Raw genomic sequence first — 18,936 nt, 5'->3', positions numbered from 1 at the left:
AGTTACCTAGCCTTATTTTTGTTTAATTTACTATAGGATTGATACTTTCTATAAACCTAAACTCGTCAGCTTCATATTCAAACTTTAAGATACAGCAATTGCCAAAATTAATTTTTTTAACCTCTTCAATCGGCAACCATTTCAATGCAAACATAAATAGAATACCGCCATGACTAACAGCAATAACGTTTTGATTATCTGAATGCTTCAGCATATTAGTCAAAGCGTCTGTTGATCTAGCTTGAACTTCTTCTGCCGTTTCGCCACCATAATCCGCAAAAAACTTTCCAAATAAAGCCACACCCTTTTCACGAGGTGGGTTAAGCAGTTCTGATTCTCCTTCAAACATGCCAAAATGCCATTCTTTAATGCCTTTTACTCTCGTATATGCTTCATTTGGAAATAGAATTTCTAATGTATCTGAAGCACGTTCTTGTGTTGAAGAAAATAATTCATAATTACTCAATTTCAAGTGATCCAAATAACGTTTTGTTTTTTCTGCTTGTGATTTTCCTAATTCTGTTAAAGGTGAATCTGATGCTCCTTGTATTTGTTTCTTTTGGTTGAATAGTGTCTGGCCATGTCGGATTAAATACAAAGTTTTTGTCATGATGTTAGCTCCCTTAATTCCTTGAATTTTCACTATCAGCTGTTATCTATATTTACTAATTATTGAATAATATTGCCTCGCTTTATCATACCCTATTTTCCATATAATCCTCATTTATCTTTATAAACCTTATACCTATATACAGAAAATATCAAAAGTGCTAAACTAAATTAATTATCTACTCACAAATAATAACTTTAAAATTATTTAGTATTTCAATTGAGCAAAGGAGTGTCAGGTTTTGGATAATATCATCAGTTATTTACTCGTCTCTTTATTAATTATTATTATTCCTGGTCCTGACTTTTTCATTGTCGCAAACAATACAATGAAAGGAAGTACTAAGAATGGTGTCATGGCTGCACTTGGAATATCCAGTGGTCATGTGGTTTATTCTTCGATTGCGGCACTAGGTTTGATTTTCATTTTAACAAGTTCCTATTACGTATTTACCGCTATTAAATTTTTAGGTGCTTTGTACATTGCTTATTTAGGCTTAAAAACTATTTTGAATGCGCGCAAACCTGCTCCGATTGCTGCTGAAGATTACCAAATTAGAAACATCAGTTTATTCAAGTCTTACAGACAAGGGTTTATGAGCACTATACTTAACCCTAAAGCAATCCTTTTTTATATTTCTATTCTTCCTCAATTTGTAAGCAGAGACGAAGGATCACTTAAGATCATTGCTTTATCTTCTTTATTTATATGTATTGTTTTCTTATGGTTTGCATTGTGCAGTTTTATGTTTACTCACATTAAAAAATTATTTAATCAACCTGTTTTCAGAACTGTCTTCGATTACATTGTAGGTGTAATCCTTATCGGTTTAGCAGTTAGTATTTTAAACTTCAAACAGTAAAACAAAAACGCTGAATGGGAAATTCATCCATTCAGCGTTTCGCTTTATTGTATATATCTTTTCAAATGTTTTGAAGTCAATGTATCTTCTTCCTTAATGAAGTCTTTAGGAGTTCCGCTAAACAAGACTTTCCCGCCATCTAGTCCAGGACCTGGACCTACATCTATAATCCAATCCGCTTCACACATAATAGATAAATTGTGTTCAATTAAGATGACCGTATTATTGCGACTCATCAAATCATCAAAACACTTCATCAATACCGGAATATCCGCTTCATGCAAACCTGTTGTAGGTTCATCAAAGATAAACACACTATCTTGCACTTGTTCATCTAAATGCTGTGCTAATTTCACACGCTGCATCTCTCCGCCGGATAATGTAGATAATGGTTGTCCAAGCGTCATATACGTTAATCCAGTTTTACTTAATGCTTCCAATTTAGACTTAACATCACTTTGCTCATCAAAGAATTCAATACCTTCATCAACCGTTAAATCAAGCACATCCGCGATTGAATAACCGTCAACAGTCGCTTCTAATACTTCAGGTCTATAACGTTTACCATGACAAACTTCGCATGTTTGAGAAAAGTCTCCCATAAAGGCAAGCTCTGTCTTGATATAACCTTTACCTCCGCAATTCGGACAAGCCCCTTTTGAATTGTAACTAAACATGGCTTTGCTTAATCCAGTCTGTTTATGGAAAAAGTTTCTCACACTATCAAATACATCTAAATAAGTTAACAAGTTAGAACGACTTGAACCTTGTATTGCTTTTTGGTCCATAATAATCACATTATCTTCATCTTCAAAACCTGCTTTGATTAATGTACTTTTACCGGAACCTGCAACACCTGTGATGACAGTTAAGACTTCTTTAGGGATATCTGCCGAAACTTCTTCTAAATTATTCTGTGTAACCGGTCCAATATGATAAAAACCATCAGGTTGGCGCACTTTGTCTTTCAAATGATGTTTTTGGCGCAGCGCTTTACCAGTAGAAGTATCAGATTCTAGTAATTCTTGATATGTGCCTTGAAAAGTAATTTTGCCGCCATCTTTACCCGAACCTGGACCCATGTCGATAATGTGGTCTCCATCTTTAATCACATCTGGGTCATGTTCTACAATCAATACCGTATTCCCTTTTTCTTTTAAAGACTGAAGGATTTCATCTATTTTCGAAATATCTTCAGGATGCAGACCGACACTCGGCTCATCAATAATATAAACCAAATCAGATAATGGGCTGTTCAAATGACGTATCAATTTAAGACGTTGTGCTTCCCCGCCTGAAAGTGTTGTTGTGACACGATTCAACGTCAAATAGCTTAAACCAATATAATCCAATGCTTCTAACTGTTCACGTAGTGGTCCAATAATATATTGAGCAGTCGGATTCTCTAATTGATCTAGAAATTCCAAATTTTCTTTAATTGTCATTTGCGTAAAATCAGAGATATTCTTGCCATTGATTTTACAACTCAATACTTTTTGACTTAACCGTTGGCCATGACAAGTCGGACAAACCTTATTAGTCACCACGTGTTTAAGGTGTTTAGCATAACGTTTTTTGTTGAATTCTTTATCCCCTAAGAATATTCTGCTGAATCTTGGTATTAATCCTACATATTTTGCTGATTTACGCCATTCTTCCGGAGGATTTTTCAACTTCATCGGCTCTTGATATAAGAATAAATCTAGTTCCTCTTTGGAATAATCTTTTAATTTTTTATCATTATCGAACAAGCCGCTATCTCTATATGCTTTACCGCGCTCTTTATCAGGCCCAAATGAAGGGAAATCTATTGCGCCTTCGTTTAATGATTTGTCCCAATCCAGCAGTTCGTCTAAATTGATATCTTCAATATAGCCTAGTCCTTCACATGTCTCACACATCCCATTCGGACTGTTAAATGAAAAGACATCCGAATAGCCGACAAAAGGCTCACCGATTCTTGACCATAGTAATCTGACAGCAGCATAGATATCAGAAGCTGTCCCTACTGTAGAACGAGAATTCCCGTTAAATCGCTTTTGACTGATTGTCATAGCAACCGGTAAATTTTTAATCTCTCCTACCTTAGGTTTAGGTTGCTGATTTAAATGAAACTGAATATAGCTAGAATAGCTTTCATTTAAAAGACGTTCGGATTCAGCCGCAACGGTATTAAACACTAAAGAAGATTTACCTGAACCAGAACGTCCTGTAAACACTGTAATCAAATGTTTAGGTATGTCTATATCAATGTGCTTTAAGTTATTCTGCGAAGCGTCTTTTATATTAATGTAGTTCATCGTTTCTCCTCCATTAGTCTCTATTTAATTTAATGTTAAATTTATTTACCCTGTTCAACAAATAAAATGACTGGATGCCTTATTATTAAAGCATTCCAGTCATTTTTTTGTTTCTATTTTCTTTGGAGTACACCGTCATTTACCAATTCATCAATCACACGTTGTGTGTTTTGGTTATCATGGAATTCATTAATTCGACGATAATTTTCTAATACTTTCGGCGGCAGTTTAAAGTCATTGTTGATTGCTGATTTTACTGCTTCTACTAATTCATTTTCATCATCTGCGACAACACCTGGTATGTTTTCACGGTTTGCTGGTGTTGTACCTCCATGTTTAGCAATAATATCTTCAAATTCTTTCCAATAAAAAATCGGGAAAGCACCGTGATTAATCGCATCAAAGATAATGGAAGAAATATCTGTGATATAGATAACAGAGTTTTTCAAAGTATCTGTAGGATCTTCTACGAAAATATCATTATATTTATTAAAGTGATTTTTAGCATATTGAGAGAATTTATTATGAGCTGCTATTTGTAAACGGCTTAATAAGCCTGCTTTTTCAAATGCTTCAATTACTTCCATAATAGATTGATAATAAGTAGTCTCTTCTATATGACCATTGAATACTTCCGCTTCTTCCCAAGGTCGCCATGTCGGCATGTAAGTAATTTTATCTGCACCTTCAATTAAGTGTTCATTATCAAATTTCGGCAAACCAGTAATCATCAATTCGAAATCATTATAGTCCATTTCATTGAACAATCTCGCTTCAAGTTCAGAGCTTACTACGGACTTCACAATATTATTCGTCATATTCTGTTTATGAAATCCAACATTATTCGAATTATCTCTAGGTTTTAAAAACACAATGCCGTGTTGCAAGAAGTAAAGCGGTGTTGCTTTAATTTTCTTGTTCAATTTATCATTAAATAATCTTGTATTGATGATATGGTTACTTAATTCACTCGCAACAAAATAATTTGAAACAAAAACATATAAGTAGTTACGGAAACTGAAACGTTCTACCACCTTTTCTCCCCATTTTTTCTTCATATCTTTATATTGAGGAGAAGATTTATCTAAGATAAATACATTTTTAGATTTGAACTTTTTATTGCCCGCAGCAGCTTCAAAGACACATTTGCCTGATTCTACTGCTTTAGAAGCTTCTTTTTCAAAATATACATTTACATTACGTCCACGACTCATCATTTTATAAATAGATGCTATTTTATAAGCTAGTTCTATTTTGAATTTATGCCATGGATTATAGATTTTAAGTTTCGGTAAATTACCAAAGGTTAAATTGTTTGCTGCATTACGTCTTAACACAATCGCATGTCCTTTAGTATTGAATGTTAGCAATACTTTACGTTGATCATTGGCTTTCTCACTTTGATATAACGGGTGGAATCTTTTACCATTAATCGCAGTAAAGATTGTATTATGGATTTCTTTTAATTGACGTAAATCTTTAATTTTTACTTTAGCAGTAAAATGATTTTGATGACTCCATTTCATTTTTGCTAAAACTTCACCCGTTTTTGTCATTAAATAATCAGGTTGGACGGGTGCATTATAATCAATTTGACCTGAAAGGATGATATGACGTCCAGATTTTTTAAATTCTACATTACTGTGCTTATAAAGCAGGTCTTTTTCTTTATCAGTTTTAATGCTGAGTTTTTGGTTGTGATAGCTAATAATATAGAACTTATTATTTAATTTCAGGTAAATAGGCTTCTGAGCATACTTCAAGAAATAATTGTTTAATTTAATATCTTTCATCTTTTTCAAATCATTAAGTCTAATGATTTGTCTATGCTTTCCTTTAGAAACAACTAATTCATTCGCACTCTTAAAATCAAATCTTAGTTGTTCATTAGTAAGGACTTCTAGAATATTTGTCTTAAATGCGAAGTCTTTTTTAGAATTTGTATACTCTAAAAATGTTGTAAAATCAGTATATTTAAACTTAATGAAAATAGCAGGATCGCCAACACGGTTGGCTTCATCTTCAATAAAAGGTTTTCTCCCTTTTTTGAATAAAGATTGATCAAGTTCAATCGTTTCACCACTATAAGTATCTATCACCTGATAGCTGTACTGTGTCGGCTCTACTTTGAAGCGATTATGATAAACCTTTATTTGTATATTAAGACTCCCTTCTGTCTTATCATTTAAATAAGGTGTACAGTAAATCTTATTCTTTTTAATATGCACATAATATGGGAAATCATCGTTTTCAATAATAGCGACCAATCCATCTTCGGCTTTAGTTTTTCCTAGATAAACATCTTCTTTTTTTAACTGTGCTGCTTCAATATTGATAATCTGCTCATTTCTGATTTTCAAACGAATTTGAGCAGGTAAATTCGTTTGAATTGAACCGAAGTTCACGTTCATTTGATTTAATTTCAACATACTTACTCCACTCCATCTTTCTTTGGCTCAAGATTTAAAGCGGGAGCGATAAAGAATTGGTTATAGCTTCCAAATTTTCGCTCCCATATAGCTTATAAACTACTGCTTTTTTATTTGTTTTCACGATTTACTTTTATTCTTTTTCTAACTTAGCGCATATTTCATCATAAATGCGTTGACTGTTTTGATGATCAATATGATCAAATATCAAACTTCTATCGTAATGTGCAGGTTTTCGACTGTTAATTTTATCTGAGATTTTAGAAACCAGTTCATTTTCAGAATACACAATGTCACCAATAAATGTTTCGTCTATCGGTCTTAAAATACCTTTTCGGAAAAACTGATCGACATCAAAATGATAGAAGATAACTGGTTTATCCATATAATTGAAGTCTGTACTTACAGTACTGTAGTCTGTAATTAATAAGTCATGTTCAATTAATAAATCTTGTACAGATTTTTTGCCAAGTTCAATAAAGTTTACATGTGATAATTCAGCATCTGCCAAGTACTCTTGGAAGAACTGCTGAGCTCGATAGTGCGGATAGAAGTTGATTTCTAAATCATACTTTTCACTTAGTGCTTTTAATTTTTCACTATTAACCAAGCTGAGATAGCGTGATAAATATTCACTCTTTTCAAATGCTTCATTGCTATTCAACCAATCACGCCATGTCGGCATAATTAAAACTTTTTTCAATTGTTTTTTTGGCTTAAGCGGTAAGCGGTCAAATCTAGCCAACCCTGTTACAGCGATTTCTTCAGGTTTATAACCCATTTCATCAACAACAATATCGTATTTTTCATATTTACTTGAAACGTTAAATAAATCAAATGGATCATCATAATATTTCTTATGATATTCAACATTTTTTCTTCCTAACACACCATGTTGCAAGAAAATTTTGATTGTATCTTCATAACCCCAGAATTCAGGTGCTGCTTTATAAGGCATAATGTTTTCAATATCATGCGTACTCATAACCACTTTCGCTTGTGCTGCGATTTTCAAGTGCTCATCTGAACCGAATCTCAATATATTTTTCATATGTTTGATATCTTGATAATCTTCAGAATCACCATCTATTACATAATAAACATCTGCATTAGTATGTTGCTGCAGCCATTCAAAGAATTGAATGCCGCTTTCTTGTGCGGTATCCGTACGTTCACCGATCATCCAAATATTATCATTTTTAACATTGTTTTCATTCAATATCTTGATTTGTGTATCACTTAATGCAAACGTCTCAAATTTAATGTTTTTAAATGGTGTCAACGTCAACATAAAGAATGTAGTATTCGCCCCTTCTTTATGTTTTTTCAACGTATACACGCTGTCTTTTTTATAAATACCTTCTTTGAATTTAATTTTGTCTTTTCTCACTAACTCGTCGCCATCATAAATTGTTATAAACACATCAATAATTGATTTCTTTTTAGTGAGTAATTGATTTAACGCTGCATAATCAATAGGAATATCCTGTTCGCCTTTGCGAATCGGAATCTGATATTGATTTGTCGATTCTCTTTCTTCAAATGTTACATAATAATCGCAATGGCGATAAACTTCATGAGGTTGGAAATAAATGTTCAATGCATCTTCCTCTATAGTATTAACGCCGGCTTTAATTTTCGGTTTTTTGTGCGCAATTGTTATACCATAATGTTCTGAAACTGTTAATTTATACAACTCTGAATCAATTTGTCGATAACCTGAATAAGGCTTCATATTACCTCTTAGTAAATATGTTTCACCATCTATACGTATAAATAGTTTCTTACGTTTAGGAGTAGTTAATAATGAAATAGGAATCTTAACTGAAACCTTGCGTAAAGAAGTAAATGTCGGTAATGGAATGACATCTGTATAGTCAAAATTGACGACACCTACTTCGATTTGATCGTCTTTTCCTGTAGCATCAAAAGATTGAAATGAAAGGTTAATCACATCGTCATCGATTAATTGGCTAATATCAATTTTTCCAACCTTATAATAGTCTCTTGTGATATTTAATATATTGCCCCACCAACTATATGCCATAAAGTAATAAGGAACATCTACAGCTTCATTAATCTGCACGGGATAGATGTTCGTGTCTTCTACCGCATAAATTAAGAAAGATTCTTTTTTAATCTTGTCTTGGATATAGGCATAATCAAGTTCCCCATTACGAATATCTAATGTTTTCATACGATTTTGGTTAATCAGTAATAGTCCCTCAATCGTTTTATCACTTTTTACCGCTAATTTCTCATCTTTTTTCGGCGTTAATGATAGTTTTACTGGCTCATTGATGACAGTATGCCCTGTATTATAGGGTTTGATTGAAATTGCTTTGGCTATATTAACTTGATACAGAGCATTTTCAACTTGATAAATGTGTTTCAATTTTTTAGCAGCAGTAAGCCATAATTGTTTTCCATTTAACGAAAAAGCAATATTTTGAGTATCTCTTTGGTTGATGACTTCATCAGTTTTCAACATCACTACCAATTCGTGTTGATGTTGAGAAGTAATTTTAAATGGAACTTTTTTACCATTCACAGAAACTTCGAATTTTTTTGTATTAAAGTTAATAAAGTTTTCTAAGCGACAAGTTAAAATAATTGATTCTTCGCCCACATAGATATGATCTACTTCAAATTTTCTTGTTAGTTTGTTTTTAATTTCTTCTAAAATCATAGATGACTCCCTTCAACTAAATGACAGAATTTGCTTGTTCTTCTTCATCTTGGTATCTATCTTCATCTGATTCGATATCAATTTCATCAAACTTACGATTTTCTTGCTTCAAAAAATAACCTCTGATTTTATATAAAATAAATAGCGGTAAAAGCGCCATAATCGCCTTTCTCACGTTCAACACCTCACCCATTTTGCCCAAAGTATAACATAAGGACTTACAAAATTTAACGCTATTTAAATTTATTGTAAAGTTTGTAAAAAAAGAAAATAGTAAAAAAGCATTAATAATGTATATTATCATTTCTGATATACAATTAATTGGTAACTGTTAGTCTATCGTGCATAAAATCATTTATTAGTTTGATTGCTTACATTTTTCTAAATGATTATATTATCAAGGTTTTCATCTACAAATTAAAACAATTTTCTGAATTGAATGTCTTTTTATTTTTACATTTTTTGTTCATATGTTATATTTTTTGTAAGGGTTTACATATTCAATAAAGGGGGTTCTAAAATAAAAAGCAAAGGGGTCTTTTTATGGAACAAATAGAACGGCAAGATTTACAGCACATTGTGAAAGATGGCGATGTTATTGGGGTTGCTGCTTTAACAGTCTCTAATTTGCCAGCTGAACTACTAAGAAATGTATTAGAGGCATATGATAAAACCGGTTCTCCTAAAGGACTGACTTTTATTAATGCCAATGATATCAGCAGCATGGGAATAGAGCCAGAACTTGATGATTTTGTGGAACGGGGAATGATTTCACGGATTATCATGAGTATTATGACGGCTTCTCCAAAAACTGCAGATGCTATCAAAAACAATGAGATAGAAGCATACTTTTTACCACAGGGAGTTATCGCGACACACTATCGACAAACGAATTCAATCTTACCTGGGGTTATTACCAAGATTGGATTAAACACCACGATTGATCCACGTTATAAAGGTGGACGCACAAATGACAAGACGACTGAGCAACTTGTCACATTTTTAAATATTGAAAGTGAAGACTACTTGCACTATCAGTTGCCACCTGTCGATGTTGCTTTATTAAGAGGTACTTATGCAGATGCACAAGGTAATATTTATGTATCTCAAGAGGCTTATTTATCGGAGGGCTACAGCATTGCGCTTAACGCAAAGTCCACCCATGGTACTGTTGTTGTACAGGTTAAAGAAATTATCGATACACCCGACTTAAACCCTGATGATGTCTTTATACCTGGATCACTTGTTGATTATATATATGTTGCTGGTGATTCTAAACATCATAGACAACTCATTCAAACTCACTATGACCCTGTATTTTCGGGAGAAGCAACAACAAACGAACGTATCGACCCACCTCTCCCATTTAACACACGTAAAACTATCTTGCGCCGGGCAGCACAATTTTTAAATGAAGGAGACACAATTAGTATTGGTTTTGGTATCAATAATGAATTATCTAATTTGTTGTATGAAGAAAACGTTGAACATCAAGTACAGCCTGTTCAAGATATAGGAATTTTTGGTGGATTTATCGGCAGCGGCAAACATTTCGGAATGAATGCCAACTTTGACTTTCGTTTACGACATGATCAAACTTGGGATTTTATTTACAACGGTGGTATTTCAGTCGCTTATCTCAGTTTTGCGGAAATTGACCAGTATGGTAATGTGAATGTTTCTTATTTCGGCAATCGAATGAATGGTTGCGGAGGATTTATAGACATCAGTCAATCTGTTCAGCGTATTATTTTTTCTGGAAGTTTAGTTGCTAGAAGTCAACTAACAATCAAAGATGAGCAATTAGAAGTCATTGAAGAAGGCACAACTCAAAAATTCATACCTGAAGTCAGCAATATCGATTTCAATGCTTCGTATGCTAAGACTTTGAATCAAGAAGTCTACATTGTAACTGACCGTGCTGTTTTCGAATTGCGAAATGAGGGGCTTACTTTGATTGAAATAGCACCAGGTCTTAATTTAGAAAAAGATGTTATTCAACAAATGGGGTTCAAACCTTTAATCGCAAAGGATTTGAAAACAATTGACCACACGATTTATCAAGAACAATGGGGATTATTAGCACAATCAATTCATTGAAGTATGTAAAAAGATAAGGGGGTATACTTATGAATTTCGATTGGATTAAAACAAGATCAGATTTTGACGAAAAGAAACCCGCAGTGATTGACCCGTTTAAAAAAACAGAATGGACATATCAAGACTTGAATGTTCGTGCTGAAAATTTAGCTAACCATCTTACAGAGCAAGGTCTCAAACGTGGAGATGTAGTTGGTATTTTTGCACCAAACGATGTAGCCGTTATTGATTTAATGGCAGCTGCATTTAAAACAGGTATTATATTCTTGCCAATAAACTGGCGACTCAATCCGAAAGAAATCGCAGGCATCGTAGAAGATTCAGGATTAAAACTTCTTTTCTATGCAGAGAAACATTTAAGTTCACTCGCAATTGTGGACCAAGAATTATTGCATATGGATATCGATTCGAAAGAATATGATGAAATTACAAATCCGAAACAACACCGTCCATTTAAATCATTATCGGTTGAGCCTACTGATATTGCCGCATTGATTTATACAAGCGGTACAACAGGTACTCCAAAAGGTGTCATGTTCTCATATGAGTCCTTTATGAATAATGGTGCTAACATCCAACTCACATATCGACTCAACTCAGATTTCACTACCATTATAGGCACTCCGATGTTTCACGTACTTGGCTTAAATGACACTGTCCTACCATCTATGATGGCAGGTGCGACATTGATTTTACAACGTTACTTCGAAGGTGAAGCAATGAACCAATTGATTGCCAAATACAAACCAGACTTCCTCATCATGATACCTACTATGTATTACAGCACGATTCGCCAAGATAACTTTAATCCTCAAGATTTCAGGGATATCAAATTTGTCATTCAAGGCGGTTCTCACCCACTACCAAGTATTCAAGAAGCCTTTAAAAAATACGGCATTAATATTATCAACGGTTACGGTTTAACAGAAGCGCCTATGGTTGTCGTTAACACACCAGATAACGCACAAGCTAAACCAATGAGTATCGGAAAAGCGGTCATGTTTGTTGATGCTCTTATATTAGACGATGATCACAATGAAGTGGAAACAGGCGAAATCGGTGAATTATCGATAAAAGCGCGTAATGTTACACCAGGTTATTGGAATCGCTCAGATGAAACAGCTGAAATTTTACAAGATGGCTATCTGTTAACTGGCGATTTAGCTAAAAAAGATGAAGATGGCGACCTTTATATCATCGACCGCAAAAAAGAAATGATTATTACAGGCGGAGAAAATGTTATCCCTTCCGAAGTTGAAACAGCTTTAGCCAAACATCCGCTCGTTGACCGCTGTGTTGTCGTCGGGTACAATGACCCGAAATTTGGAGAATCTATCGGAGCTGCAGTTATCTTGCGAGAAGATGATCCAGACTTCGAAGAAAAATTAGATGCACACATGCGCGAATATGTAGCAGGTTATAAAGTGCCGAAGATGTATAAAGCAGTTGAAACAATGCCTTTAAATACAACTCAAAAACCGGATAAATTAAGAATCACTGAAATTATGAACGAACAAGCTAAAAATCACTTGGAAGCAAATCAGTAAAAATTTTTAAAGGGTTATGTAAGCGTTTACAATTAAAATCTGTATCGCTTACTTACCTTCAAACAAGGGGGATTTTACTATGAGCAATAAAGAAGAAGTGTTAAAAGAACTCTACCCAGAAGATATTATGAATATTTCAAAAGGGTTAACAGATGGCGAAGTGAAGTTGCTTAAGCAATTGGATGATGTTTTAGAAAGTAAATTCCGCAAAGATATCAACAGACATTGGGCAGATGCTACTATCCCTGAAGGTTTCTTTGAAGAAATGGGTAAATTACAATACTTCACTAACCCGCTGCTTTATGAAGGTCGTGAAGGTGCTAAAACACCAAGTCAACTTTTCCAATTCTTTATGTCATATACAATCGGACGTTTTGATGTGTCACTGATTACTTTATTAGGTGTCCATCAAGGCTTAGGTCATAATACCTTTTTATTCGGAGGAAGCAAAGAACAAGTTGCGAAATATGTTCCAAAACTGCAATCACATGAATTACGCACATGCTTCGCACTGACAGAACCAGATCATGGTTCAGATGTAGCCGGCGGTTTAGAAACTATCGCAGAAAAGAAAGGCGATAAATGGGTAATCAACGGATCTAAGAAATGGATCGGCGGTGCAAATGTGGCTGATGTCATTCCTGTATTCGCGGTAAATAAAGAAACTGGCAAACCTGTCTGCTTCGTGGTCAGACCTGAACAAGATGGCGTAGACATTGACGTACTACAAGATAAAATTGCTTTACGTATCGTGCCGAACGCCCTCATCACTTTAAAAGATGTAGAGGTCAGCGAAGAAGACCGTCTACAAAACATCAATAGCTTTAAAGACATTGCGAAAATTCTATACTCAACACGTGCTGGCGTAGCCTATATGGCAACAGGCGGTATGGCTGGAACATTACGTGCCACATTAGACTATGTGAAACAACGTAAACAATTCGGCAAACCACTCAGTAATTATCAATTAGTACAAGAAAAATTAGCAATGATTCAAGGCAACTTAGCACAAGCAATGTCAACATGTGCAGCATTAGCACGTATGCAAGAACACGGTGAATATGATGAAGTCGCAACATCTGCGGCTAAAATGATGAATGCATTGAGATTCCGAGAATCAGCTGCCATGGGCCGCGGTATTACTGGCGGTAACGGTATCTTAGCTGGTGAATACGATATTGCACGTTTCTTCTCAGATGCAGAAGCTGTTTATACGTATGAAGGAACACACGAAATCAATGCACTCGTTATCGGACGTGCCCTTACTGGAGATTCAGCTTTTGTTTAACTCTCTGAACACAAAAGTATACTCATGAAACAGGAGGAATGATTATGACAATCAGAAAAGTAACCGTCTTAGGTGCCGGAACAATGGGCGCTCAATTGGCGGCAATGTTAGTCAATGCAGGCTTAAAAGTTAAACTATTAGATATTGTGATAGATGAAAATGACCCTAATAAAATTTCTAAAAAAGCTTATGAAACAATTACTGATAAGAAACGTCCCCTACTCTTTGATTTAAGTTTAGCGGATCACTTAACATATGGTAACTTCAACGAGGATTTAGAAAATGATGATGCTGATTTATATATTGAAGCAGTCAAAGAAGACTTAGATATTAAACACCAAGTATGGCAAGCAGTTACAAAACATGCCAAATCAAATGCACTTTTCGCGACAAATACTTCAGGTATTCCTATCAATGCCATCGCAAAGTCATTTGATTCAGCAGATAAATCACGATTCTTCGGACTTCATTTCTTTAATCCGCCACGTATCATGAAATTAGTTGAAGTCATACCAACAGAGGAGACAGATCCAAGTGTTATCGAAGAAATCAGCGATTTCGCAACAAATGTATTAGGTAAAGGTGTCGTGATTGCTCATGATGTACAAGGTTTCGTAGCAAACCGTATTGGTACACATTCCATGAATGATGTCATGCATCGCGCTGAACAAGACGGTTTTTCAATTCCTGAAGTCGATGCACTGACAGGCAAAGCAATTGGACGTCCTAAAACAGGAACTTATGCATTAACAGATTTAGTTGGTTTAGATATTGCTGTTTCTGTTATCAAAGGTTTACAACAAGATCCAGATGAAGCGCCTTACTTCAAAGATGCTGAATTACCAAATAAATTATATGAAGCTGGTGCATTAGGTCGTAAAACAAAACAAGGTTTCTATAAAAAAGATAAAGAAAAGAAACAACGTTTAGTATTTGACCCTGAAACAGGAGATTATCTTCCAGTTGAACAACCTAAATTGCCGATTCTGGCTAAATTCAATAAAGATTTAAAACATAATTTAGACGTGATTTTTGAAGCAGATGATGAAGCTGGCAAGTTCTTATGGGAAACATTACGTAACAACTTCTACTATTCAGCTAAAAATGTACCGAAAGCATCCGATGATTTCAGAGATATCGATCGCGCTATGGTATGGGGCTTCAACTGGAAACTTGGTCCTTTCCAACTTTGGGACTTAATGGGCTTTGACCGCGTCAAATCACGTATCGAAGACGAACTCGGAGACTTACCTGAATGGTTAGAAGATATCGACGGCAGTTTCTATGAAGCTGGAGAAAGTATTGAAAATGTAACACCAGTTTCTGACTTTGTCGATGAAGAAATTTGGGATAATCGAGACTCTAAATTATCTATCGCAAACGGCGATCAATTATTACTGAAATTACAAAGTAAAAATAATGTAATTACAGATGAATTCAATGATGACTTAGTAGAAGCCATTGATATGTTGGAAAATCAAGATTTCTCAAGCATGGTCATTTATGCTGATGGTAATAACTTCAGTGTCGGTGCCAACTTGTACCAGATGAAAAAAGCACATGAAGATAATGTTGTCGATGATGCAATTGGAAATGCTATTGAGAAATTGCATTATAGTTTCAACCGTTTGAAATACAGCTTAAAACCTGTCGTTACAGCTGTGCAGGGTCGTGCACTCGGCGGAGGGTGCGAACTAGTACTTTATTCTCCATTCGTAGTTGCAGCAAGCGAAACATATATCGGACTTGTCGAAGCAGGTGTAGGATTATTGCCGAGCGGAGGCGGATTAGCTGAAATGGCAAACCGTATCCTAAGCACTTCTCACAAAGCAGATGATAAACAAGCGAGTATGTCTAAAGTATTAATGAATATCGGTTTCGCGAAAGTATCTACAAATGCTTATGAAGCACAGCGTTACGGCTACTTACGCGATACTGACACAATTATTTTCAATAAAGAAAAACGCGTGGAGGTCGCACTGAAACGTGCACAATTCGAAGCAGATACTAACTACATTCCAGCAACTAAACAACAATATATTGCATTAGGCGAAGACTTCAGAGCGAATGCTGAAGGTCAATTAGATGCACAGGTAAAAGGACACTTTATCAGTGAACATGATTACAATATCGCATTGCGTATCGCAACAGTCCTAGCAGGCGGAGACCTACCGCGCAATACCTTCGTCAACCAGCGCTATATTCAGACTTTAGAAAAAGAAAACTTTATAGAATTGCTGAAAACGAAAAAAACGTATGAACGTATCAGCCACATGCTTGAAACTGGCAAACCGTTACGCAATTAAATGCGAAAAGATGAAGAGAGGATGATGAGTATGCGAGAAGTATATATTGTAGCTTATGGACGTTCAGCAGTAGCCAAAGCCAAAAATGGAGCATTTCTACATGAAAGACCTGATGATGTTGCTGCAAAAGTATTAAAAGGTGTATTAGAACGTGTAGATGGCAATTTCAAGCCTGAAATGGTTGAAGATGTCATTGTCGGCACAGCTTTCCCAGAAGGACTGCAAGGGATGAACACGGCACGTACCATTGCATTACGTACAGGCTTGCCTGACACTGTACCTGGTCAAACCGTCAATCGTTACTGTTCTTCAGGATTACAAACCATTGCGACTGCTGCTAATGAAATTATGGCAGGACAAGGTGATGTTTTAGTCGCTGGCGGTATTGAATTTATGGGCGCTGTCCCGATGGGCGGTAATGAACCTACCAATAACCCGACATTACAAGAAGAAGACGCCGGGGTGTCCTACCCTATGGGACTTACAGCAGAAAATGTCGCTGATCAATATAAAGTTACACGACAAGACCAAGATCAATATGCTGTACAAAGTCACCAACGTGCTGCCAAAGCACAATCAGAAGGTAAATTTGATGATGAAATTATTCCGATTGAAGTTAATACAATCACTTATACTGCAAAAGGTCCTCAAGTCGGTCATGAGACTTTCGATAAAGATGAGTTTATTCGTCCAGAAACAAATGAAGAAGTACTCGCAACACTGCCGACTGTATTTAAAGCAGATGGAACTGTCACAGCTGGGACATCTGCACCACTATCAGATGGTACAGGCTTTGTGGTACTTATGTCTGGTGAAAAAGTGAAAGAATTAGGTGTCACACCAATTGCACGCTTTGTAGGTTATAAAGCTGTCGGTGTTGATCCTAAAGTGATGGGAATCGGACCAGCTTATGCGATTCCAGAAGTATTATCACTCACAAATTTATCTATTGATGATATGGATTTGATTGAATTGAATGAAGCCTTCGCCTCACAAACCGTTGCTTCTATCAGAGAAGTCAAACTCAATACAGATATTACAAATGTGAATGGCGGCGCAATTTCTTTAGGACATCCATTAGGTGCCACAGGCGCAATACTGACTGCTCGTTTATTATCTGAAATGAAGAAACGCCCTGATACAAAATACGGTATGGTATCTATGTGTATCGGAGCTGGTATGGGTGCAGCAGGAATTTTTGAATATGTGAGATAGATTGATTTGAATGCAGATCACTTCATGTGGTCTGCTTTTTTAGTCGTTTCTTAATATAGAAATCATTGACCAATCAAAAATTAGGGTCTACACTATTTTAAACTTGAAAGTGGAAAAGAGGATTACAAATGTACCAATTCAGAACTGTAAACGAAAGGGATTTACCAGAGATACTAAAAATTGAGAGTGAAGGATTTACACCGGAAGAAGCAGCAACTGAAAAAGCACTTATCGACAGAATACAAAATATTAAAGATACCTTCATTATCGCAGAATCGAACGGAGAAATTGCAGGATATGTGAATGGTCCTGTTATTGAAAGTATGTATATTACAGATGATTTATTTGAAACGATTGAACCTAACCCAGCAGCAGGCGGTTATATCGCAATATTAGGACTAGTAGTCGCAAAAGATTATCGCAATCAAGGACTTGCCGGTAAATTACTGCAACAGCTTGAAAATAAAGCAAAAGATAACCAACGTGAAGGCATTACATTAACATGCAAAGCTTCTTTCATTCCATTTTATGAAAAACACGGTTATACAAATGATGGTATTTCTACATCAGAACATGGTGGTGTTCAATGGTTCAATTTGATTAAACAATTCACATTAAAAAACTTCGCTAAACAACAGCGAAGTTTTTTAATGATTGTTATATTATAGCGTGATAATTCTCAATCAAACGAAAAGACTTATTTTGACTATCTACAATGATTGAATGTGTCACATATCTATTTCTTACTTTTTTAATTTGTTGTATTATTTCCGTTTTAGTTACTGCTGTACCTACAAAAATTATTTTTTCAGATTTCACAAGATCTTCTGTAAAGTAAATTTTTTTAAGATCAGCTATCCCCATATTCAAACATCTTTTTCTTTCTCTTTCATTTTGAGGGTAAAGTTGAGCCTGCATCTCCCCACCTAAACATTTAACAGCTGCACCTAAAACTACCCCTTCCGGTGCTCCGCCAATATTAAAGAATAAATCTACTTCATCTGATTCAATCAAAGGTTTTAAGCCATTTAATATGTCACCGTCATTAAATAATATGACTTTCCCACCTCTTCTTTGAATATTTTCAATGTATTCTTCATGACGCTTCCTATCTTGGATAACGACAGTCAAAGGTGATGTATCATTCAATTTTATTTTTCTTTCACTTATCTTACTTAAAATTGAATCAAAATCATCATTCAAGCTAAATAAACCACTGAATTTAGGAGAAACCACACTTTTCTTCATATACATATCCGGAGCATGCAAAAACCCATCTTTTTCTGTCACAGCAATCACAGACAGTGCATTGTCTTGACCTTTAGAGGCAGGAGTCGTACCATCTATGGGATCAACAGCAATATCAAACTCAATAATTGAAGATTGACCTAATTTCTCACCAATATACAACATCGGCGCTTCATCCATCTCTCCTTCTCCAATGGCTACACGATAACCATGATTCAACTTATTCAATTCTTCTCTCATCACATTAGTAGCTGCCGCATCGATAAGTTCTTTATCCATCATGCCAACATGTGAATAAGAAGCAAGTGCTGCTTTTTCAGTAATATCTACTATATCTAACAT

At 35.3% G+C, this 18,936-nt stretch carries 13 protein-coding genes; 7 read left to right on the top strand and 6 right to left on the bottom strand.

From position 1 onward, the window contains the following. Positions 1-22: 22 nt before the first annotated feature. Positions 23-610, bottom strand: coding sequence for a histidine phosphatase family protein (locus tag DYE31_RS00375; RefSeq protein ID WP_015901638.1), 588 nt, complete (start codon positions 608-610; stop codon positions 23-25). Between the two features lie 241 nt (positions 611-851). On the opposite strand from DYE31_RS00375, the gene DYE31_RS00370 reads away from it, so the two are divergent. Beyond that, positions 852-1,472, top strand: a complete 621-nt coding sequence (locus DYE31_RS00370; RefSeq protein WP_015901639.1) for a LysE family translocator — start codon at positions 852-854, stop codon at positions 1,470-1,472. 44 nt (positions 1,473-1,516) lie between these two features. On the opposite strand, the gene DYE31_RS00365 is transcribed toward DYE31_RS00370, so the two are convergent. From DYE31_RS00365 to DYE31_RS12640, 4 genes are all read right to left on the bottom strand, one after another. Next, on the bottom strand, positions 1,517-3,772 hold the full coding sequence (locus tag DYE31_RS00365) for an ATP-binding cassette domain-containing protein (RefSeq protein ID WP_015901640.1): 2,256 nt from the start codon (positions 3,770-3,772) through the stop codon (positions 1,517-1,519). 113 nt (positions 3,773-3,885) lie between these two features. Beyond that, positions 3,886-6,201, bottom strand: a complete 2,316-nt coding sequence (locus DYE31_RS00360) for a CDP-glycerol glycerophosphotransferase family protein (RefSeq protein ID WP_015901641.1) — start codon at positions 6,199-6,201, stop codon at positions 3,886-3,888. A gap of 133 nt (positions 6,202-6,334) precedes the next feature. Further along, complete coding sequence (locus DYE31_RS00355) at positions 6,335-8,890, bottom strand: CDP-glycerol glycerophosphotransferase family protein (RefSeq protein ID WP_015901642.1); 2,556 nt, start codon at positions 8,888-8,890, stop codon at positions 6,335-6,337. 16 nt (positions 8,891-8,906) lie between these two features. After that, positions 8,907-9,065 carry a hypothetical protein gene (locus DYE31_RS12640; protein WP_156248373.1) on the bottom strand — a complete coding sequence of 53 codons (159 nt, stop codon included), beginning with the start codon at positions 9,063-9,065 and terminating at the stop codon, positions 8,907-8,909. Between the two features lie 368 nt (positions 9,066-9,433). On the opposite strand from DYE31_RS12640, the gene fadX reads away from it, so the two are divergent. The 6 genes from fadX to DYE31_RS00325 all read left to right on the top strand — a co-directional run bounded on the left by fadX (position 9,434) and on the right by DYE31_RS00325 (position 18,014). Next, complete coding sequence (fadX, locus tag DYE31_RS00350) at positions 9,434-10,990, top strand: fatty acid degradation protein FadX (RefSeq protein WP_015901644.1); 1,557 nt, start codon at positions 9,434-9,436, stop codon at positions 10,988-10,990. Between the two features lie 29 nt (positions 10,991-11,019). After that, entirely contained in the window at positions 11,020-12,537 is a 1,518-nt protein-coding gene (fadD, locus tag DYE31_RS00345) for a long-chain-fatty-acid--CoA ligase FadD (RefSeq protein WP_015901645.1), read from the top strand. Positions 12,538-12,616: 79 nt separating this feature from the next. Next, the gene (gene fadE, locus DYE31_RS00340) at positions 12,617-13,825 is read left to right on the top strand and encodes an acyl-CoA dehydrogenase FadE (RefSeq protein ID WP_015901646.1); all 1,209 of its coding nucleotides are present in this window, start codon (positions 12,617-12,619) and stop codon (positions 13,823-13,825) included. Between the two features lie 44 nt (positions 13,826-13,869). After that, a complete protein-coding gene (fadB, locus tag DYE31_RS00335) occupies positions 13,870-16,131 on the top strand; it encodes a 3-hydroxyacyl-CoA dehydrogenase/crotonase FadB (RefSeq protein WP_015901647.1) in 2,262 nt (753 codons plus the stop codon). A gap of 30 nt (positions 16,132-16,161) precedes the next feature. Further along, positions 16,162-17,346 (top strand): thiolase family protein, encoded by a 1,185-nt coding sequence (locus DYE31_RS00330; protein WP_015901648.1) that lies wholly within the window; start codon positions 16,162-16,164, stop codon positions 17,344-17,346. Between the two features lie 128 nt (positions 17,347-17,474). Beyond that, positions 17,475-18,014, top strand: coding sequence for a GNAT family N-acetyltransferase (locus DYE31_RS00325; protein ID WP_015901649.1), 540 nt, complete (start codon positions 17,475-17,477; stop codon positions 18,012-18,014). Here the strand turns inward: DYE31_RS00325 and glpX are convergent. Next, positions 18,004-18,936, bottom strand: coding sequence for a class II fructose-bisphosphatase (gene glpX / locus DYE31_RS00320; protein ID WP_046099813.1), 933 nt, complete (start codon positions 18,934-18,936; stop codon positions 18,004-18,006). The genes DYE31_RS00325 and glpX overlap by 11 nt on opposite strands.

This window comes from Staphylococcus carnosus, assembly GCF_900458435.1.
Classification (GTDB): domain Bacteria; phylum Bacillota; class Bacilli; order Staphylococcales; family Staphylococcaceae; genus Staphylococcus; species Staphylococcus carnosus.
This window is presented reverse-complemented; position numbering and strand designations above follow the sequence as displayed.